Source organism: Dactylosporangium sp. CA-233914 (assembly GCF_050942935.1).
In the GTDB taxonomy this organism is placed as follows: domain Bacteria; phylum Actinomycetota; class Actinomycetes; order Mycobacteriales; family Micromonosporaceae; genus Dactylosporangium.
On record NZ_CP192030.1, the window covers coordinates 3848565 to 3870069 of the forward strand.

A 21505-nucleotide genomic window follows, 5' to 3' on the forward strand; every position below is an offset into this window, starting at 1 on the left:
ATGACCGTGCCGTCGCGAGGGCTGTACTTCAGCGTCCTCGGCCCGGTCCGGGTCTGGCGGGACGGCGTCGAGCTGGACGCCGGACCGCCGCAGCAGCGGGTGCTGCTGGCCGTCCTGCTCGTCGGGGCGCCGTTGCCGGTGCCGCTCGACGACCTCATCGATGCCCTGTGGCGGGGCGACCCGCCGGACAGCGCCCGCAACGTCGTGCGGCGCTATGTCGGCATGCTGCGCCGCGTCTTCGAGCCGGAGTTGCCCTCCCGCGCGATCGGCCGGTGGCTGCGTCCGGCCGCCGGCGGATACCGGCTGGACGTCGAGGAAGGCCAGGTCGACCTGCTGCGGTTCCGCGGCCTGGCCGCGATGAGCCGGACGGCGGCGGGCGAGAACCGGGCCGACGAGGCCGTCGCCGCGCTGCTGGACGCGCTCGCGTTGTGGCGGGACCGACGCCCGCCTGCGGATCTGGACCACCTGCGCGACTATGCCCCGCTCGGGGCGATCGAGCAGGAGTACTTCGACCTGACCCGGGAGGCCGCCGCGCTGGCGGTGCGCTTCGGCATTTCCGAGCTGGTACTGCAGACCGTCCGCTCGGCCGCGCTGCAGGCGCCGCACGACGAGTCGCTGCAGGCGGGGCTGATCCAGACGCTCGCCGCCGCCGGGCAGCGGGCCGAGGCTCTCGCCCACTTCGAGACGGTCCGGGCCCGGTTGGCGGATGAGCTCGGCATCGAGCCCGGCCCGCACCTGCGGGCGGCGTTCGACGCGGCGTCGGAGGAGCCCGGGCAACCCAGCGTGGCCCGGCCCGCGCAACTCCCCGCCGACCTGCCGACGTTCAGCGGCCGGCGCGAGGAGCTTGCCGCCACGATCGCCGCCGGCGAGCACGCCACCGTCGTCATCACCGCGGTCGACGGCATGGCCGGGGTCGGCAAGACCGCGTTCGCGGTGCACTGGGCGCACCGGGTGGCCGGCCGGTACCCCGACGGCCAGCTCTACGTCGACCTGCGCGGCTTCGACCCGGCCGGGGCGGCCCTGAGCCCGGCCGCGGTGCTGCACGGTTTCCTGGAGGCGCTCGGCGTCGAACCGCAGGGCATCCCGAGCAGCGTCGAGGCGCAGGCGGCGCTGTACCGCAGCGTGCTCGCCGGACGGCGGGTCGCGGTCGTGCTCGACAACGCCCGCGACGTCGACCAGGTCCGCCCGCTGCTGCCCGGCGCGCCCGGCTGTGTCGTGATCGTCACCAGCCGCAACGACCTCACCGGGCTGGTCGTCGCCGAAGGAGCCCACCGGCTGAGCCTGGACCTGCTGCCGGCGCCGGACGCCACGACCATGCTGCGGCAGTGGCTCGGCGCCGCCCGGGTCGCCGCCGAACCGGACGCGACCGACGCCATCATCGTCCACTGTGGACGTCTGCCGCTCGCGCTGGCGATCGTCGCCGCCCGGGCGGCCGCGCACCCGGGCATCGCCCTGAGTACGGTCGCCGATCAGCTGCGCGGCACGTCCGAGCGCCTGGACGGGTTCGCCGCGTCCGGACCGGGCACGCACGGTGACCTCCGGGCCGTGTTCTCGTGGTCGTACCGGGCGCTCGGCGACCCGGCCGCCCGGCTGTTCCGCCTGCTCGGCCTGCATCCCGGGCCGGACATCGGCCTCGACGCGGCCGCCGCGCTCGCCGGGGTGCCACGGTCCGAGGCGCGCTGGTCGCTCGCCGAGCTGGTCCGGGCCAGCCTGGTCACCGAGCACCGGCCCGGCCGGTACCGCTGCCACGACCTGCTCACCGCCTACGCCGGCGAGCTGGTCGAGCGCGAGACCGACGAGGCCGGCCGCGCGGCGGCGATCCGGCGACTCGGCGACCACTACCTGCACACGGCGGAGCTGGCCAACCGGCTCGTCGACCCCAACCGCGACGTCCTGGAGCTGCCCCCGCCCGGCCCCGGCGCGGCGATCGCGGCGCTGGCCGACGCCGCCGCGGCGATGCGCTGGCTGACCCTCGAGTATCCGGTCCTGCAGGCGGTGATCCGGTGGTACGCCGAGGTCGGCGCCGACCGGCACCTCGGCCTGCTCGTGTACGCGCTGCAGAACATCTACGCCTGGCACGGCCACTGGCACGACTGGGTCGAGGCGCAGCTGGCGGCCATATCCGCCGCCGGACGGCTGGATGATGGGGCTGCCCTGGGCTACGCGTACCGCGGCCTGTGCCGCGCGTACACCAAGCTGGGCCGGCTCGACGACGCGATGGCCGAGCTGCACCTTGCGCGGAAGCTGTTCGTCGAGGTCGGCGACCGGCTCGGCGAGGGCACCTCGTACATGCTGGCCACCGGGCTCAACGTCCGGCTGAACCGGCCGGGCGACGCGCTGCACGAGGCGCAGCAGGCGCTCGAGCTCTACCGGGCCATCGGTTCCCGGTCCAACCAGGCGCGGGCCCTGGGCAACCTCGGCGCGGTCGCCGGCATGCTCGGTGACCACGCGGCGGCGCTGCGCCACTGCTCGGCCGCTCTCACCCTGCACGAGGAGCTCGGCGACAAGCACGCGCAGGCGGCGGCCTGGGACACCATGGGCACCGCCAACCAGGAGCTCGGGCGGCTCGACGAGGCGGTCGACTGCTTCCGCCGGGCCGTGGAGCTGCTGCACGATCTGCAGGACCAGGCAGTCGAGGCGGAGACGCTGCAGCGCCTCGGCGCGGTCCACGCGGCCGGCGGCGACGTCGAATCGGCCCGCGACGCATGGTCGCGGGCGGTCGCCATCATGACCGGCATCGACCACCCGGGCGCGCAGCGGCTGCGGGACAACATCGCCGGACTGGGCCGCGTCAGCCGGTGACCGCCCCGGACCCGACCGGGCGCGCGGGCGGCGGGACGGCGTCGAGGGCGTCGAGCTTGCGGCGCAGCTCCTCGGCCGGGGGCCGGTCGGTGGCGCCCAGCAGCATGATCGCTCGTTCCCACGCGGAGCGGGCGGCCGCCGGGTCGGCCAGGGCCAGCCGGACGTCGCCGAGCCGGTGCAGCGCGCCGGCCTCGTTGAACCGATCGTCGATCTCGCGGTAGAAGCCGATCGCGTGCTCGAAGCACGTCACGGCGTAGCCGTGGTCGCCGAGCCGGTGCAGCGCGAGGCCGAGCCCCTCCCACGAGCCGGAGTGGGCGTACCGGTTCTCCTGCCCGGCGACCTTGGCCAGCGCCTCGCGGAAGTAGCGGGCCGCGCGGTGATGGGCGCCGAGCCGCAGGTGGCTCTGGCCGAGCGCGTGCAGGATGCTCGCCTCGCCGGCCGGCAGGTCAACGGCCCGGTAGAGGTCCAGCGCCAGCTCGGCCCGCGCCATCGACTCCTCGTGCCGACCTAGCCGATCGAGCAGCCAGGCGTGGCTGCGGTACGCGTGCGCCTGGCCGAGCCGGTCACCGAGCTCGGTGAACAGCGCGATCGAGCGGGCGATGCGCGGCTCCGCGTCGGTGTAGCGCCGCAGATGTCCGCTCGCCCGGGCGAGCGCCCGCAGCAGGTGCGCCTCCGCGGTCCGCTCGCCCTGCCGGACGGCCGCCGCGAGACCGGTCCGCTGCAGGTCGGCGTACTCGTGCCAGAACCCCTGCCGGTCGTAGAACCGCTCCAGCGTCCACGCGAAGTGCCACACATCGGTGTCGTACCCGCCGGCCACCGCCAGCGCCACCAGCTGGTTCAGCACCTCGTGCTCGGCGGTGAACCAGGCCAGCGCGGCGCCGTCGTCGGCGAACGTCTCCGGGTGCGCGCCGGCCGGGGCGTCGCGGATCTGGGGACGCCGCCAGTACGGCGAGAACCGGGCGCAGGCCGCGTGTGCGTTGTGCAGATAGTGCTCGAGCATCCGGCGTACTGCGGCGCGCCGCTCGCCGGTGGAGTCCTCGGCCGCCGACAGCTCGCCGGCGTACACGCGCACCAGGTCGTGCAGCCCGTATCGGCCGGGCGCCGGTTCCCCGAGCAGGCTCACGCCGGTCAGCTCGGCCAGCCACCGCTGCGCCGTGCCGAGGTCGGCCCCGGCCAGGGCGGCGGCGGCCCGCAGGCCGATGGTCGGCCCAGGATGCACGCTCAGCCGGTGCAGCAGCCGGGCCGCGCCCGGGCTGAGTAGCCGGTGCGACCAGGAGAAGACGGCGTGCACGTCGATCGACGGGTCCGGGTCGGCGAACGGCTCCAGCGTGCCGGCCGCCTGGTCGAGGTCGGCGGCGATCTGGTCGAGCGCGAAGTTCGGATGGGCCGCCATGCGCGCGGCGACGACGGCGAGGGCCAGCGGCAGCCCGGCGCACCGGCGCACGATGCGGTCCACGGCGTCCGGCGCGGCGTCGAGCCGGGCCCGGCCACCGGTCCGGGCGGCCAGCAGGTCCCGGGACTGCGCCGGGGTGAGCGGCCCGAGCACGAGCGGCCGGTCGGCCGCCTCGTCGGTCAGGCCGAGCAGCCGGGTCCGGCTGGTGACGAGGGCCAGGCTGCCCGGGGTGCCGGGCAGCAGCGGGCGCACCTGGTCGGCGTCGCGGGCGTTGTCGAGGACGAGGAGCATCCGCCGGCCCGCGAGCAGGCCTCGGTACAGCCGCACCTGCGCCTCGGCGTCGGCCGGCACCCGATGCGGGGGGATGCCGAGCGACTCCAGGAACCCGCGGATCGCCTCGCCCGGGTCCATGGCCCGGCCGGTCGGGTCGAAGCCGCGGAGGTTCACGTAGAGCTGGCCGTCGGGGTATTCGCCGGCCACCAGGTGCGCCCAGTGCACGGCCAGCGTGGTCTTGCCGATGCCGCCCATTCCGGCGATGGTGCGCACCGTGGCCCGGCCCGGCGGCGCCGGCTCGGGCGTGAGGTCGTCGCGGCCGGTGAACGCGGCGAGGTCGGCCGGGAGCTGGCGGGGCCGGGCGATCGGGCGGGTGGCGGCGGCAGAGGTCACCAGGTCCCCGGAGGCGTCCGGGTCGCCCACCGATCGTCGTGAACCGTCCACGGCCGGGCCGGACAGGACGCGCTCCTGCGCCGCCCGCAGCTGCGGCCCGGGCTCGACGCCGAGCTCGGCGAGGAGCCGGGCCCGGACGGCTTGCCAGGTCTGCAGCGCCTCGGCCGGTCGGCCGTCGGCCGCGATCGCCAGGACCAGCCGCGCCTGCAGCGGCTCGTCGAGCGGATGGCGGGCCGCGCTGAGCCGCAGCGGCGTGAGTGCCTCGGTGACGTTGCCGGCGGCGAGGGCGGCGTCGACCGCCTCCAGCAACACGTCGAGCTGCTCCCGCCGGAGCGCGACGAACACCGGATGCGACCGCGCGTCGGGCAGGGCACCGGTTGCCAGCTCGCCCCGGCTCAGGGCCAGCGCCTCGGTGAACCGCCGGGCGGCGGCCGCCGTCTGTCCTTCCGCGGCGGCCGAGCGGGCCAGCTCGACGAGGCGCCGGAAGCGCACCAGGTCGACGGACTCGGGGTCGACCTCCAGCCGGTACCCGCCGCCGGCGCGGATCAGCATCCGCCCCTCGGCGCGGGGCGGCAGCTCGGGCTCGAGGAGCCGGCGCAGCAGCCCGACACAGCGGTGGATGACATTGGTCGCGCTGGATGGCGGGTTGTTGCCCCACAGGACGTCGATCGCCTCGGCGACGCTCACCGTCTGCCCCGCGTGCGCGACCAGCAGCGCGAGGAGCGTGCGCTGCTGCGGTGGGCCGGGCGGCAGCTCGACGCCCGCTCTCCAGAGGCGCACGGGTCCGAGGATCGCGAACGTCACGCTCCGTGGTCCTGTCGTGGACAATGCCGATTTTCCCTTCCGCGTCGACATGCGAGGCTACTTCACGTCCCGTCAACCTGAGTCCGTGGGCGTTCGCACTGATACATCCGGGTTTCCGGGCGTCAATCATTTGTCAATCACCGGCTGTTCGGCCGGCACCGTGACGACCTCCTACGCGCCCGGCGGCTGCGCCGGCGAACACGAACGGTTGCCGTTGCGTGCTGTGGCGGTATGCGGCGGCTGCTGCAGCCTGATCGACTACTGCGGCGCGACCGTGGCGGCGATCGCGCTCAGCGCGTCGAAGCGGGTCAGCTCGGCTCGTAGCTCGGCAGCCCGTTGCCGGTAACGCGTGCTGCGCACGACGGTCTGCACCGCGTCACGGATGGCGTCGCTGCTGGGAAAGGCATCGCCAAGATCGACACCGATGCCGCAGTCCGCCACGCGCTCGGCGACTTGGGGACCGCTGTCGGTATCGGCCGACACGATCATCGGGGTGCCGCTGCGGATCGCGGTGTGCACGCTGTTGTAGCCGCCGCTGGTCACCAGCGCCGACGCGTACGGCAGCAACAGGTCGAACGGCACGTCCTCGGCCAGGACGGCGTTCGGTGGGATGTCCGGCTCCAGGTCGATGAGTCGCGCCGCGCTGCCGACGTGACCGGTGGCCGCCACGACCAGGACGTCAATGCCGGCCAGCGCATGTAGGGCCGGAACGACGAGCCGCAGCAGATCGGCGCCCACCGCCGACTCCTGCGCGACGACCACGACCGTCCGGCCGGACCACAGCGTCGGCCACCAGGCCGGCACGGTCCGGACGAGACTCGCGTGCTCCGGCAACGGGCCGATGAACCGGAACGACGGCGGCGCGTCGACCGGCGGGCACGCGAAGCTGGGCACGGTCAACTGCAGGTAGTGATGGGGCACGCGCACCAGCCGGTCCAACGGCGGCGACGTGCCGAGCGCCACGGTCAACGGCGCGCTGCTCGGCAACGGATCGGCGGGCCGGGCCAGCGTGGCGAGGAGCAGGTGGTCGCCGATGACACTCTCCGGCCGCAACGCCACGATGGCGGTGCAGAACGCGTCGAACTGCGCCGGGGTCATCGCACGCCCGCCGACGATGCCCGCGGGCATGGGCGAGAAGTCGACGCCCGCGCGCAGCACCCACCCTCGGAACTCGGCGCCGGTGAGGACGGTCACGTGGTGGCCACGGCGACGTAGGTCGCCGGCGACCAGCAACAGCCCGGCCACCTGTCCGGATGCGGGCGTCGAGGCGACGACGATCTTGCTCACTGCCGTCAGTTTAACTGGCGGCAGTGACGGAAAAGTGCATCCCTCAGCCACGTCCGGACGGTGATCCAGCACGGATACCGCCTCGTCACCTGGCCGGTGGCCGGCTACTTCAGCGCGCCGCAGGCCGTGACACCGGGGCCGTCGGCGGCGCCGGGCACCCAACGGATGTCGAAGAACGACGCGTCCAGCTGACCCCCGGTCTCGACCAGGAAGAACGTGTCCACCTTGGTCAGGTCCAGGCCGTTGACGACGAAGCAGCTCAGCGGGATGCGGATGGTGCTGCGCTGCTCGACCGGCAGGGCGCGCAGCAGCTCGGTGGCCTCCACCTGAGTGGCGCACGGATACCCGCAGTGCACGGCGATGAGGGTCCGGTCGGCCGGGCGGCTGTGCATCGTCAGGTCGACCACCAGCGCCGTCCCCGCGCCGCCGTACGCGCGGACGTCCACGGGGTGCGGTGCCTGGAAGTAGACCTGGGCCGGCCCCTTGCCGGTCCACTGGCCGCGCAGCCCCGAGCCGCCCAGGCGGATCGTCACCGACGAGCCCGCCGTGGCCGTGTCCGGGCCCGGGGCCTGGCCCAGCCAGCCGTTGTCGGCCGAGCCGGCGAACAGCTGATACGACGCGTTGGTGGTGCCGTTGAACATCACCAGCGTGTCCGGCGTGGCCACCCGGCTGGCCGCGACGCTGCTGGCCCCGGCCACGTCACGGCCACCGGGTGAACCGGTGCCGTCGTGCTGGGCCAGCACGACGACCGCGGTGGCCGACACGATGGCCGTCACGGCCACCAGCGCCAGCTGGCCCGCCCGCCCGCGCAGCCACGCGGCGAGCCGGGTGCCTCGGCGCTGACCCGGTTCGGGTGGGGCGCTCACCGGCAAGGGCTCGAGCGCGGGGGGCGGTGGCGGCGTGGCCGGCGCGGGCGGCTCGGCCACCCGTGCCGTATGTGGCGGCGCCGCCCCGACCGCGGCATCCGCGGTTGCCGCGCGATTGCTCAGCAATGCCGCGCCCAGCGCCACCGCGTGCTTGGGGTGCGTGTTGATGCGGATCGGGCACCGGAACGCGTCCCGAAGCAGCGAGCTGACCAGCGGAATCTGGGACGAGCCGCCGACCAGCAGGACCGCCGTCAGGTCCTGCGGCATGATGCCCGCGCCGCTGAGGGTGCGACGGAACGCCTCTACTGTGGACTCCAGCGCAGGAGTGATCATCCGCTCGAAGTCGGCCCGGGTCAGTTCCACCTGGTGTACCGCGTCGGGCAGGCGCACCGCGATGCTGCTCAGCTCCCGGGCGGACAGCGCCTCTTTGGCGAGCATGCACTGGCGCTGCAGGTCGGCCAGGATCGCCACGGTGCCCGGATCGGCCGGGTCCAGCCTGGACACCACGCCGCCCAGCGCGCGGTCGACGTGGTCGAGCACCGCCTGGTCGAAGTCGACCCCGCCGAGCCATTCGATGCCTTCCGGGGTGCCGACGATCTCCAATTCGTCGGTGCCGTTGCGGACCACGGCGCTGTCGAAGGTGCCGCCGCCCAGATCGTAGACGGCCAGGAGGCCGTCCGGCGGCAGCGGATGGGCGGAACAGTAGTAGGTGGCGGCGGCCACCGGCTCGGTCACCAGGCGAACCGCCGGCCCGGCCGGGGTGCCCGACGGGCCGGCGTCGAAATCGGCCAGCCCGGCCAGCCGAGGTATCGCGGCGAACTGCTCACGCCGGTACGGTCCCCACACCGCCGGGTGGGTCAGCACGATCCGCTGCGGCGGTTCGTCGAGCTGGTCCTGCCGGACGCCGGCGAGCACGTCACGCAGCAGGGCGGCCATCAGCGCGGCCGGGGAGTGCGGCGCTCCGGCCAGCACCAGCGGGGTGGGATCGCCCAGGCGGCGCTTGAACTCCCGGGCGACCCGGTCCGGGGCGGCCAGGCCGAGGCGGTCCCCGAGTTCGCCGGTCCGCAGGGTGCCGTCGGCATCGAGGTACGTCGCCGCCGGGATCACGGTCGCCTGCTCGCCCAGGCGGACCATGTCCAGCCCGCCGTCACGGGCGACCGCGGCGGCCGCGAAGCTCGTACCGAGATCGATGCCGACTGAATACATGGAGCGACCTCTCGCCAGGCGCCGCCGCGATTACCCGCGGTTTCCAGAGCGTTACGACGATACCCCCGCCGCGGCACCGCAGTCACTGAGCCGGTCCCGATGATCCCGCGAGGTTCCTGTGACGTTTCCGGGGAATCCACCGTGAACTCGCACCCTCGGCCCGGGCGTGTCACAGATGTGGAGCCGGGCGGGCGAAGGGAGCGGCGGTGAGCGTGGACGTGAGCCGGGCGGCGGACCAGGCGCCGGACCAGGCACAGGTCGCGGATCGTGACGCGGCGGCCGAGGCCGAGGTGCACGATCTGCTGCTACGGCTGGCCGGCCATCTGCCGGACCGGCTGCTGAACGAGCTGCGGGACCGGTTGGCCGGCGGCCAGCGGCGGCAGGTTGTCCGAGGGCTGGCGTTCGAGGCGCTGTCGCGGCCACTGCAAATGGAACCCGACGAGATCGACCTGCTGCGCGCGGAACTGGTCGCCGGCGACGGGGACGCCGACCTGGTCGCCGCGCTGCCCGAGCTGCGCGGCCGGCGCCCGCCCGAGCCGTGGCTGTTCGTGTCGGCGCTGCCGAGGGATCCGGCCCAGGCCAGGCCGGTGGTGCAGCCGCTGGACCTGACCGGTCCCGCCGGTGAACACCTGGACCCGGTGGACCGGGCGGTCCTGCGGGAGCTGGCGACGGTACCGGGGCCGACCGCGGTGTGGCGGTGCTGGCGGATGCCGGCGCCGAACCGGCCCTGGCACGAGCCGGTGCGGGTCGTGGTGCTCAGCATGGACGAGCGCGCGCAACGCCTGCCCGAGCTGGCCGCCCGGCTGCGCCGGGTGCTGGCCGACGCGGGGGACCCCGACGGGCAGGTCGAGGTGTGCAAGACCGGCCTGGACGCGCCGCTGTACCAGACGCTGGCCCGCTCGTGCGGTGCACTGCTGTGGGCGGCGCGCCCGGCGGCGCCGGTGCGGGTCGCGCGGGCATTCGACGGCGTCGACGCCGACCGCGGCCCCTGGTTCGCCCCCGACCGGCCGGTGGTCCAGGACGAGCAGGTGCGGCGCCGGCTGCTGGACGCCCTGGACGCCGCCGAGATCATCGCCCGCAGCGAGGGCCGGATGGTCGACGTGCGCGAGCCGGAGCGCGGCGCGGTGGTGCCGCTGCACCTGCGCACCGACGGCGCCTGGGTCTGGAGCGAGGCGACCGTCTACTACCTGGCGGAGCACGGCCTCGCCCCGGACCCGGACCTGGCGGCGCACCTGCTCGACCCGAGCGGCCCGCCGCCGCTGGACGAGGTGGCGCTGCACCGCGTGCTGGTCCACCTGCTGGCCCGGCCGGGCGAGGACGTCGTCTGGACGGCAGGCCCGGCGGCGGATGAGGGGGGTGCGGACCGAGATGAGTGAGCACGCGGTGGCATTGACGGTACTGCGCCGGCCCGGGCCCCGCCCGCCGGTGTGGAACCGGCCGGTCGCGGCCGTGGCCGGTGCCGACGCGGCGATCGCGCCGTGGCGGTCGGGCCTGGTCCAGTACCTGCGGCGTTCCTCGCGGGCGGTGGGTTCGGCGATGGCGCGCATTCGCCCGGCCGACCAGGCCGCGGCGGTGCCGGTGCTGGCCCCCGGGCCATGGGACGCGCCCGGCTCGCTGACCGCCGCCCCGGCCGGCTGGTTCACCGTGGCGGTCGACGCCGGGCCGGACGGGTTCCGCCTCGACGGCCACACCCTGGACGCCGGCGCGTTCGCCGACGCGATCTGGCAGTGCCCGCGGTGGCGGGGCCGGCCGGTGCTGCTGGTCACCCAGCCCAGCGCGCCGGACGACGGGGCCGGATCGGTACTGCGTCAGCTCGCCGTCACCCTGGGCGCCCCGGTGTACGCCTCGGACCGCGGCCTGCACTTCATCTTCGGCCGCGCGGTCGCCGACCGCATGTTCTGGTGCTGGAGGCCCGGCGCCGAGTCGGAGCTTCCCGAGCCGGTCGGCGTGGTGCTGCCGGCCCCGGCGCGTCCTGGCACGGCGCAACCAGCCGCGGCGGTCACGCCGCCGACGGACCGGGCAACGGTCACGCCGGCGGAGTCCACAGTGGATGTAGCGGCCCTCACCGCGATACTGCCGCTCGAGGTACCGGCGGTGGATGTGGCCGGGTTCGACTTCGGGGTGCGGCAGGTCGCGGTCGCCGGTCTGGACCTGGGCTCCCGCCGGCCCTCCGGCATCGGCGCGGACGTCGAGCCCCTGGGCCGTCCGGCCCCGGCGGAGCCGGCCCCGGCGGAGGCGGGCACGGCCGAACCGGACGCGGGGGCCACCGCGGCGCCCGCCGAGCCGGCCTGGTACCCGGTGGTCACCGGGGTCCACGAGACCGACCGGGAGCGGGTGCGCACCGCGCTGGGCTGGAAGTTCCAGGCGTACTCCCGCGTGGTGTCCCGGGCGATGTCGCTGCACCCCGGACTGCGTGGCGTGGCCGGCGCCCACGACGGCGGAGTCGGGCTGGTCGCCGTTCTGGCCCTGCTCGACGGCGCCGGCGCCCGGGTCAACGCGGGGCTGCGGGGCGGCGGGGTCCCGGACGAGCAGGTGCGGGCGCTGGCCCGGTGCGCCGCCGCGGGACTGGCCCAACTGCCCGCGGTCACCGGACCGGTGTTCGCCGCCGCCCCGGCCGGCACGGACCTGACCCGGTTGTACCGGCCCGGCGATGTGCTGGTCGAGCCCGCGTTCGCCACGGTCTCGGTCGGGCGCGGCGGCGGTACGGCGCCCCGCTACGCGATCTGGTCCGCCACCGCCCGCCGGCTCGACCAACTGCGCGCCCCGGACGAATCGGCCGGTGAGAGCCGGGCCATGTTCCCCGCCGGCACCCGATTCGAGGTGCTCGCGGTCGACCCGGCCGGTCCCGGGGGCACCCCGTGCGTGCTGGTGCGCGAGCGGGTCTTCGACCGCCGCGACGACAGCCTGGACCAGCGCCTGGCGCGCAAGCTGCGCGACGCGTTGGAGGCCCTGGACACCGGGCCCGCCGCCTCCGTGACCCAGCCGTGGCTCCTCGGCCTGGCCGGCGAGCGCCGGTTCCCGCTCGACACAGACCCTAGGGCCCGCGGGCACCAGGAACCGACCAGCGCACCAGAAGGAGCGGAATCGTGACCACCAGCGTGCTGTCGGTGTCGGCCCGGGACGTCGGATGCCTGACCGAGATCTCCCGGGCGGTGGCGACCGCAGCACCCGGGGACACCGTGGCCGTCCGGCCGGGGATCTATCGCGAGGCGCCGATGTTCCGCCAGGACGTGGTCCTCGTGGCCGAGGACGGTCCGGGAACGGTCACCATCGAGGTACCGGCCGGCGGCGCGATCCTGGCGGCCGGCGGCGCCGTGCTGATCCGGGACATCACCCTGCGCGGCGGGGATGAACGGCTACCGCTGCTGCAGGTCGCCGCGGGGCAGGTACGGCTCGAAGCCTGCACGGTGGCCGCCGCGGCGCCGGCCGCCATCCACGTCCGCGGCGGCGCGGTGGAGATGCGCGGCGGCGCGGTCAGCAACAGCCTCGGCGCCGGGGTCGTCTACGAGGCCGGCACCGGCGAGTTCACCGGCGTGCGGCTGCATGACATCGCCCGCGCGGCGATCATGGTGGCCGGCACGTGCGGCCCGGTGTTCCGCGACTGCACGATAACGGGAATCGCGGAGGTGGCGCTGGTGTCGGCCGGTTCGGCCACGCCACGGCTGGAAGGCTGCCGGATCAGCGAGGTGGGCCAGTACGCCGTCGTGGCCCAGCAGGCCAGCCGGCCGCAGCTCATCGGTACCGCCGTCATCGGCGGCCAGGTGGGCCTGGTGGCCGGCGACGAGGCGACCCCCGTGCTGGAGCGCTGCGAGATTCTCGACGTCCAGGCTCATGCGGTGGTCGCCATGGCCGATGCCGCCCCGGCCCTGGCCGACTCGCTGATCGCCCGGGCCGGCGGGCACGGGCTCAACAGCATGGGCAACTCGGCGCCGACGATGGAGGGCTGCGAGATACGCGACTGCGCCGCCGCCGGGGTGTTGGTGACCGACACCGCCGCACCCCGGCTGACCGGCGGTGCCGTGGCCGGCTGCGCCGACGCCGGGGTGTTCCTGACCGGCCGGTCCCGGGCGTGGCTGCAAGGCGTGCGGGTGTACGACTGCGCCATCGGCGTGGCGATCGAACAGGACGCCACCCCGCAGCTGCACGGCCTGTCCATCGAGGGGGTCCGGTACGGGCTGCACGCCACCGGTGGCGCCGGGCTGTTCGAGGACGGGCAGATCACCGGGGCCCGCACCGTCGGCGCCCGACTGGCCGACGCCGCGGCCACGGCGCTGGCCAACTCGCGGATCACCGCATCCCGGGTCGGGGTGGAGGCGGCCGGCGATGCCCGGCTCGAACTGACCTCGGTGGCGGTGGAGGACTCCGGCGCGACCGGGCTGCTGGCCTCCGGCTCCTGCACGGTGAACGTGTCACGCAGCCGCATCAGCGGCACGCGCGGCCCGGGGGTGCACGTCGCCGGTGGCGGCTCGTTGTCGGCCGCCGACTGTGAGATCGTCGACAACCAGGGACCCGGTGTGCTGGTCGAGACCCACCGGCCGGTGCGGCTCAGCGGCGGGGTGATCCGCGGCAACGGCGGGGTGGCCGTGGACGCGCCGAGCCCGGACGCGCCGATCGAACTGTCCGATGTGGACACCGGGCACAACAGCCGGCCGGCGCGCGCCGCTGCCGGCGTCGAGTCCGGCGCGCCACCGCGACAGGCGGCGGACCGGCGGGCGGAAGTACCGCGGCACGCGGCGGACCCGCGGGGGGAAGCAACCCGTCCGGCCGGTCCGCCTGCGCCCCGGCCGGACGTACCCGAGCCGACGCCCCCGCCGCACGACCCGCCCGGCCCCGGTGCGGCCGGCGCGGGGCGGCCCGAGGCCGGCGACGCCGCGGTGGCCGCCCTGCTGGAGGAACTGGACGGGCTGGTCGGTCTGGGCGGGGTCAAGCGCGAGGTGGCCACGCTGGTCGGGCTGCACCAGATCGCCAAGCGCCGCCGGGAGGCCGGACTGCACGTACCGCCGATGTCGCGGCACCTGGTCTTCGCCGGCCCGCCCGGAACCGGCAAGACCACCGTGGCGCGCATCTTCGCCCGCGTCCTGGCCACGCTCGGGGTGCTCTCCGGCGGGCAGATGGTCGAGGTGTCCCGCAGCGACCTGGTCGCCGAGCACGTCGGCGGCACCGCGGTCAAGACCACCGCCAAGTTCGAGGAGGCACTGGGCGGGGTGCTGTTCATCGACGAGGCGTACACGTTGGCCCCGGACGGTGGCGGTGGCGACTTCGGCCGCGAGGCGATCGACACGCTGGTCAAGCTGATGGAGGACCACCGCGAGGAGGTGGTGGTCGTGGTGGCCGGCTACAGCCCGAGCATGCGCACGTTCCTGGCCGCCAACCCCGGCCTGGAATCGCGGTTCACCCGCACCATCACCTTCGACAGCTACAGCGACGAGGAACTGGCCACCATCGTCGAGCGGCTGTGCCGGACCCACCACTACGCGCTGGAGTACGAGACCCGCCAGGCGCTGGTCAAGCACTTCTCCGGCATGGCCCGCACCGAGACCTTCGGCAACGCCCGGGTGGCCCGGCAGGTGTTCGAGGACATGCTGGGCCGCCAGGCGTACCGGCTGTCGCAGACCCCGGCCGCGCCCGACCTCGAGCTGGCCCGGCTGCTGCCCGAGGATCTGGGGGACGAGTTGGCCTCGCAGTCGCCGTCCGAGGCCCAGTCCCCGGTCGTGGACGCCCTGCTGGCCCGGCTGAACGCGATGGTGGGCCTGGACGCGGTCAAGCGCGAGGTGACCGACCTGGTGGACCTGATCGCCAGCACCGAGGCGCGGGCCCGGGCCGGGCTGCCCACCCCGACCATCTCCCGGCACCTGGTCTTCGCCGGCGCACCCGGCACCGGCAAGACCAGCGTGGCCCGCCTGTACGGGCAACTGCTCAACGCGATGGGGGTGCTGCGCACCGGCCAGCTCGTCGAGGTCGCCCGGGCCGACCTGGTGGGCCAGTACGTCGGGCACACCGCGGTCAAGACCACCGAGGTGTTCAACCGGGCCCGCGGCGGCGTGCTGTTCGTCGACGAGGCGTACGCGCTGGCCGGGGAGGGCAACGACTTCGGCCGCGAGGCGATCGACACGCTGGTCAAGCTGATGGAGGACCACCGCGACGACGTGGTGGTGATCGCGGCCGGCTATACCGGCGACATGCGCCGGTTCCTGGCCAACAACGTCGGGCTGGCCTCGCGGTTCAGCCGCCAGATCCCGTTCGCCTCCTACACCGCCTCGGAACTGGTGTCGATCGTGCAGACATTGGCCCGCGACGGCGGGTTCGAGTTCGACCACGACAGCCTGCCGGTGCTGTACCGGCACTTCGACGGGCTCACCCGCGACGAGACCTTCGGCAACGGCCGCTACGCCCGGCAACTGCTGGAGCGGACTATCACCAAGCAGGCCAACCGGTTGCGTGCCGCCGCGGCGCCCACCGTCGCGGACATGCAGCAGCTGACCGCGGCCGACGTGCACGCGGCGCTCACGGACTGAACGACGGCGCGGGGTACCCCGGCCGGCGCACCCGCCGGCCGGGGTACCGTCGCGCCCGGCCGGAATGTCCAACAGGCACGCGACAGTACCCAACCGGTGCCGCCCCGCAACCGTGTTCCTTATGTGAGCACGAAACCTTACCGGCGGCCGGCCCGCCGCACCGGACCCAAACTGCCGCACGGCGACATCTCGCTGCAGGAGCCGCCGGTCGTACCGGAGGTGCAACCGGGCGGGTTCCGCTCGCTCGGCATGATCCTGCCGACGCTGCTGATGAGCGGCGGGTTCATGTTCATGTTCTTCGGCCGCGGCACGCTGGGCGGCCCCATGGGCATCGTCATGCTGGTGATGATGGGCGGCGGCATGCTCGGCATGGCGGCCTTCCAGATGACCACGTTCTCGGGCAACCGCAAGGACAAGATCAACGGTGACCGGCGCGACTACTTCCGGTACCTGTCGCAGACCCGCACCCAGGTCCGCGAGTACGGCGAGAAGCAGCGCGACGCGCTGGCCTGGCGGCATCCCGACCCGGATTCGCTGTGGTCGCTGGTGATGACCAGCCGGCTGTGGGAGCGCCGCCCCACCCACCCGGACTTCGGCGAGATCCGGGTCGGGACCGGCGCGCAGCGCCTGGCGGTCCGGATCACCCCGATGCAGACCAAGCCGGTGGCCGACCTGGAACCCGTGTGCGCCAAGGCGTTGCGCCGGTTCATCCGCGCGTACACCACCCTGGCCGACCAGCCGGTGGCGCTGTTCCTGCCCGGCTTCGCGCACGTCCGGCTGGGCGGCGACCGGGCCACCACGCTGGCCATGGTCCGGGCCATGCTGGCGCAGCTGGTCGCCTTCCACGCCCCGGACGAGCTGCGGGTGGCCGTGTGCGTCAGCCCCGAACGGGCCGGGGACTGGGAGTGGGTCAAGTGGCTGCCGCACGCCAAACACACCGGCGAGGCCGACGCGGCCGGTCCGGTGCGGCTGGTGGGCTCCTCGCTGGAGGACCTCGAGCGGCTGCTGGGCGACGAGTTCGCGAGCCGCTCCCGCTACGAGAGCGGGTCGCAGCCCTCCCGCGAGGAACCGTTCGTGGTGATCGTCTCCGACGGCGGCGCGATCCCGGCCGGCGCCCGGCTGACCGTCTCCGGCTACCGCAACGCCGTGCTGATCGACTTCGACGGCCGCGGCTCCGGCACCGACGAGCACGTGCTCAACCTCGAAGTGTCCGCCGAGGACGTCGACCTGGTCGAACGCGACCACGTGGGCCGTGAGGTGCGCACCCGGCTGGCCACACCGGACGGGCTGGAGCTGCCCCGGCTGCGGGCCGTCGCCCGTGTCATGGCCCGGCACGGCACCCGGGTCACCGGCGAGCAGCCGGCCAACGGGCTCAGCTCCGTGCTGGACCTGCCCGACCTGTTGAACATCACCGACCTGGACGGATTCGACCCCCGAGCGCTGTGGCACGACCGGCCACCGGCCGAGCGGCTGCGGGTGCCGATCGGTGTGGCCGCCGACGGTTCGGCCATCGAACTGGACATCAAGGAGTCGGCCGAGGGCGGCATGGGCCCGCACGGCATGCTGATCGGCGCGACCGGCTCGGGCAAGAGCGAGCTGCTGCGCACGCTGGTGCTGGCCCTGGCGGCCACCCACTCCTCCGAGACCCTCAACTTCGTGCTGGTCGACTTCAAGGGCGGGGCGACCTTCGTCGGGCTGGACCGGCTGCCGCACGTCTCCGCGTTGATCACCAACCTGGCCGACGAGGCCGCACTGGTCGACCGGATGCAGGCGGCGGTGCACGGCGAGCTGGTACGCCGGCAGGAGCTGCTGCGCCGGGCCGGCAACTTCAGCTCGGTGCGCGACTACGAGAAGGCCCGCGCACAGGGCGCCGACCTCGACCCCCTGCCCACGCTGTTCGTGGTGGTCGACGAGTTCAGCGAGCTGATCGCCGCCAACCCCGACTTCATCCAGCTGTTCGTGATGATCGGCCGGCTGGGGCGCTCGCTCGCGGTGCACCTGCTGCTGGCCTCGCAGCGGCTGGAGGATGGGCGCATCCACCAGCTGGAGGGCCACCTGTCCTACCGCATCGGCCTGCGCACGTTCTCCGCGATGGAGTCCCGCGCGGTCATCGGCGTGCCGGATGCCTACGAGCTGCCGGCCGAGCCGGGCAACGGGTACCTGCGCTCCGGCGTCACCAGCATCACCCGGTTCAAGGCGGCGTACGTGTCCGGCCCGCACCGGGTCCGCGGCACCAAGCTGCGGCAGGAGGTGATCGCCAGCCAGGTGGTGCCCTTCGGCACCGCGCAGCTCACGCCCGTCGCACCGCCGCCGTCATCGGAACCGGCAACGGCCACCGCCGAGGAGCCGGCCGCGCCCGGCGACAGCGGCACCACCGTGCTGCATGCGCTGGTGGACCGGCTGATCGACCAGGGGCCGCCGGCGCACCCGGTGTGGATGCCACCGCTGTCGCACGCACCCACCCTCGACGACGTGCTGCCGCCGCTGCTGCCCGACCCCGAGCACGGGCTGCGACCGGTGGACGCCGGGCGGGACACCTTCCTGCGGGTGCCCGTGGGCCTGATCGACAAGCCGTTCGAGCAGATCCGCGACCTGCTGGTGGCCGATCTGTCCGGGGTCGGCGGGCACGTCGGCATCGCCGGCGGGCCGCAGAGCGGGAAGAGCACGCTGCTGCGTTCGCTGGTGTGCGGCCTGGCCCTGACCCACTCGCCGCGGCAGATCCAGTTCTACTGCCTGGACTTCGGCGGCGGAACGCTCGCCGCGCTCGGCGAGCTGCCGCACATCGGCGGGGTGGCCGGCCGGCACGAGCCGGAGCGGGTCTCGCGCACCATCGCCGAGGTGCGCTCGCTGCTGATCGACCGCGAGCGGCGCTGCGCGGACATGGGCCTGCACGGCCGGGACGCCTACCGGCAGGCGCAGGCGGCCGGGCAGATCCCGCAGGACCGGTTCGGCGACGTGTTCCTGGTCGTGGACGGCTGGTTCACCCTGCGCCAGGAGTTCGAGGCGGCCGAGGAGATGGCCCGCGACATCGCGGCCCGGGGACTGAACTACGGGATACACGTGATGATGTCCGTGGGCCGGTGGTCGGAGCTGCACATGTCCATGCGTGACAAGGTGGGCACCCGGCTGGAGCTGCGCCTGGGCGACCCGGTCGAGTCCGGCATCGACCTGCGTGCCGCCGCCCAGGTGCCGCGCAAGCCCGGCCACGGCCTCACCGAGGCGAAGCTGCACTTTCTCGGCGCCCTGCCGCGCATCGACGGGGTCCAGTCCGCCGAGGGCCTGGCCGCGGCCACCGCGGATCTGGTCGCCGCGATTGCCGACAACTGGTCGGGTGAGCGCGCCGCCGCGGTCCGCACCCTGCCTGCGACGCTGCCGCTGGCCGAGCTGCCGGCGCCGGTCGAGGCCAGGGTGGCCATCGGTGTGGACGAGGATCAGCTGGCGCCGGTGTGGCACGACTTCCGTGCCATGCCGCATCTGACCGTGCTGGGCGACACCGAAAGCGGCAAGAGCAACATGCTGCGGCTGCTGATCCGGGCCATCACGCAGAGCCACACCCCGGCCCAGGCACGGATCATGGCGGTCGACTACCGCCGGCAACTCTTCGACGACATCCCCGAGGCGTACCGGCTGGGCTATTCGGTCTCCCCGGACAGCACCAAAACCACCGCGGCCGAGGCCCTGGCCGGGCTCCAGCCCCGGGTGCCCGGTGCGGACGTGAGCCCGGAGCAGCTGCGGGCCCGCGACTGGTGGCAGGGGCCGGAGCTGTACGTCCTGGTCGACGACTACGAGATGCTGGCCGGACACGACAACCCGCTGGCCGGGCTGATCCCGCTGCTGCCGCAGGGCGGCGACATCGGCCTGCACCTGATCGTGGCGCGGGCCGCGGCCGGAGCGATGCGCCTGTCGATGGATCCGCTGCTGCGCCGGGTGCAGGAGCTGAACACCCCGGACGTGGCGCTGTCCTGCCCGCCCACCGAGGGTCCGCTGCTGGGCGGGGTCAGGCCCCGGCCCCTGCCGCGCGGGCGGGCGCTGCTGTGCACCCGGCGCGGCGCCCGGCTGATCCAGACCGCGCTGGTGCCGGCCGCGCAGACCACGACGGTGGCCTGATGCGGGCCGGTACCGGCACCCGCCCGCGCCCGGCCAGGACGGCGCCGGTGGTTCCGCCCGATTCGGCCGCCGCCGAGGAACTGGCCCGGCGGCTGCGGGCGATGGCCTGCCTGCCCGGGACATCGGCCACCCCGGCCGCCTGGCCGTGCGACGTGACCCTGCTGGACTGGCTGCGCCGCATGACCTACCCGGGGCTGTACACCTGGGCCGCGGAGGAGAACCTGGCCCGGCGCTGGATCGGCGGGGACATCTTCGGCACCCGCCGCCCGCCCGGCGCGCCCGGCTTCCTGGCCGGGGTGGACGTGCGTACCGTCGCACCGCATCTGGTCGCGCCGCTGCTGCGCCGGCTGAGCATGACCCGCCCGGCGCCGGCCCCCGCGGAGCTCACGCCAAGGGCACTGGCCCGCGAGGCCGGTCCGGTCAGCCGGTGTGCGCGCGACGGCGCGGCCCGGCGCTGGGAGGGGTCCGGGTCCGCGCCGCAGCTGCCGGCCACCACCGTGATCCCGCACGTGGTGCACGGCATCTGGCTGGGCCGGGCCCTGCCCGCTTCCAACAGCTTCTGGGCCAACTACGGCGCCGCCGCCGACGCCTACGCCGGCGAGGTCGACTTCGTGCTGTGGACCGACATTCCCCGGCACCGCTTCGACGCCGCGCGCACCGGGTCACGCCCGGCCGGCGGCCGGCCCGATCCGCTGGCCGCGGTGCGCGAGCTGCTCGACTGGGCCCGCGCCCACGGCATCCACCTGGTCAGCGTGGCCGAGGTGTTCCACGCCACCGCGCCCATGACACTGCACCATCCGTACGCGCTCGAGCTCGACCAGGGCGTGCCCCGCGCCTTCGCCGCGGCCAGCGACCACCTGCGCATCGAGGTGGTACACCGCTTCGGCGGCCTGTACGCGGACGGCGATCTGCACTTGGCCGAGCTGCCGTCTCCTGTGGACCATGCCGGTCCCGCGCCGGACGACGGGGGGTACCAGCTGTTTCGCGGCCGCTGGACCGGTCCGCCCGACGCGAACGGCCCGGCCCGGCTGACCGAGCTCTTCGACCGGGTCGCCGCGTCCCGCACCGGGTTCACCCTCAACGCGCTGACCGACCAGATCGTGCTCAACGACGTCATCCTCGCCCCGGCCGGGCATCCGGCGCTGGCCTTGTGGCTGGAGGGTGCCCGGTACAACTACCTGCGCGACCAGCGGGAGCTCTTCGGCGCTGAGGCGTCCCCGCCCGCCGAGACAGTACCGCCGCGACCCGGCGAGCCCGACTCGTGGACCTGGGCGATCACCCCGATCCGTAGCGGCCGGGTGCACCAGTGGCTGCTGTCGCGCCTCGGGCTGACGGGGGCCGACCTGGTCAAGCCGGCTCCGGCGGTGCGCGGCCACAGCGAGCTGAGCTGGCTGCCGCCCACCGGCGGGGAGCCCCCGGTGCCCTGCGCGGGCCCGGATCCGTTGCCCACCCTGCGCGCCTGCGTCGGCCTGCTGCGCTGGCAGCACCTGTCCCGCGCCGGCGACCTGTACCTGACCGGGGTCGCGCCGCTGATCCGGGGGCTGCCCGATCCGGACACCGGGTGGACCGCGCTGCTACTGGCCTTCGCCGATCTCAGCACCGACCTCGGACCGGTGGCCTCGGTCACCGACCGCCGGCGCAACCAGGACGGCAGTCTGGACGTGGTCGAGCTGCCGGCGGCCGCGCGGGCGCTGCTCGAGCGTGCCCAGGCCGGCCAACGGCCGGACGGCCCGTGGTTCGGTGCGGCCGCGGGCACCGGCGACGAGTGCTGGTTCCTGGGCGAGCGCACGGTCCCGGCGCGGCTGCGGGCAGCCCGGCGGGAAGACGGTGAACTCCGGCCGAGCGGGCAGGCGTGAGAT

The 21505-nt window shown here is 74.6% G+C and carries 9 protein-coding genes; 6 read left to right on the top strand and 3 right to left on the bottom strand.

Annotated elements, in window-relative coordinates; all coding sequences use genetic code 11:
* Positions 1-2802, top strand: a complete 2802-nt coding sequence (locus ACQPY0_RS17660) for a BTAD domain-containing putative transcriptional regulator (RefSeq protein WP_432990111.1) — start codon at positions 1-3, stop codon at positions 2800-2802.
* Here the strand turns inward: ACQPY0_RS17660 and ACQPY0_RS17665 are convergent.
* From ACQPY0_RS17665 to ACQPY0_RS17675, 3 genes are all read right to left on the bottom strand, one after another.
* Positions 2792-5641 carry an AfsR/SARP family transcriptional regulator gene (locus tag ACQPY0_RS17665; RefSeq protein WP_432990113.1) on the bottom strand — a complete coding sequence of 950 codons (2850 nt, stop codon included), beginning with the start codon at positions 5639-5641 and terminating at the stop codon, positions 2792-2794. The two genes, ACQPY0_RS17660 and ACQPY0_RS17665, sit on opposite strands and share 11 nt — an antisense overlap.
* Positions 5642-5923: 282 nt before the next feature.
* Positions 5924-7024 (bottom strand): glycosyltransferase, encoded by a 1101-nt coding sequence (locus tag ACQPY0_RS17670; RefSeq protein ID WP_432990115.1) that lies wholly within the window; start codon positions 7022-7024, stop codon positions 5924-5926.
* A 32-nt stretch (positions 7025-7056) separates the two neighbouring features.
* On the bottom strand, positions 7057-9024 hold the full coding sequence (locus tag ACQPY0_RS17675; RefSeq protein ID WP_432990117.1) for an Hsp70 family protein: 1968 nt from the start codon (positions 9022-9024) through the stop codon (positions 7057-7059).
* A 206-nt stretch (positions 9025-9230) separates the two neighbouring features.
* Between ACQPY0_RS17675 and ACQPY0_RS17680 the strand changes: the two genes are divergently transcribed.
* From ACQPY0_RS17680 to ACQPY0_RS17700, 5 genes are all read left to right on the top strand, one after another.
* Positions 9231-10400 carry a hypothetical protein gene (locus ACQPY0_RS17680; RefSeq protein WP_432990119.1) on the top strand — a complete coding sequence of 390 codons (1170 nt, stop codon included), beginning with the start codon at positions 9231-9233 and terminating at the stop codon, positions 10398-10400.
* Complete coding sequence (locus ACQPY0_RS17685; RefSeq protein WP_432990121.1) at positions 10393-12114, top strand: hypothetical protein; 1722 nt, start codon at positions 10393-10395, stop codon at positions 12112-12114. The genes ACQPY0_RS17680 and ACQPY0_RS17685 overlap by 8 nt, the downstream gene beginning before the upstream one ends.
* On the top strand, positions 12111-15539 hold the full coding sequence (locus ACQPY0_RS17690) for a right-handed parallel beta-helix repeat-containing protein (RefSeq protein ID WP_432990123.1): 3429 nt from the start codon (positions 12111-12113) through the stop codon (positions 15537-15539). The genes ACQPY0_RS17685 and ACQPY0_RS17690 overlap by 4 nt, the downstream gene beginning before the upstream one ends.
* A gap of 123 nt (positions 15540-15662) precedes the next feature.
* A complete protein-coding gene (eccCa, locus tag ACQPY0_RS17695) occupies positions 15663-19646 on the top strand; it encodes a type VII secretion protein EccCa (RefSeq protein ID WP_432990125.1) in 3984 nt (1327 codons plus the stop codon).
* A complete protein-coding gene (locus ACQPY0_RS17700) occupies positions 19646-21502 on the top strand; it encodes a hypothetical protein (protein WP_432990127.1) in 1857 nt (618 codons plus the stop codon). The genes eccCa and ACQPY0_RS17700 overlap by 1 nt, the downstream gene beginning before the upstream one ends.
* The last annotated feature ends 3 nt before the right edge of the window (positions 21503-21505 follow it).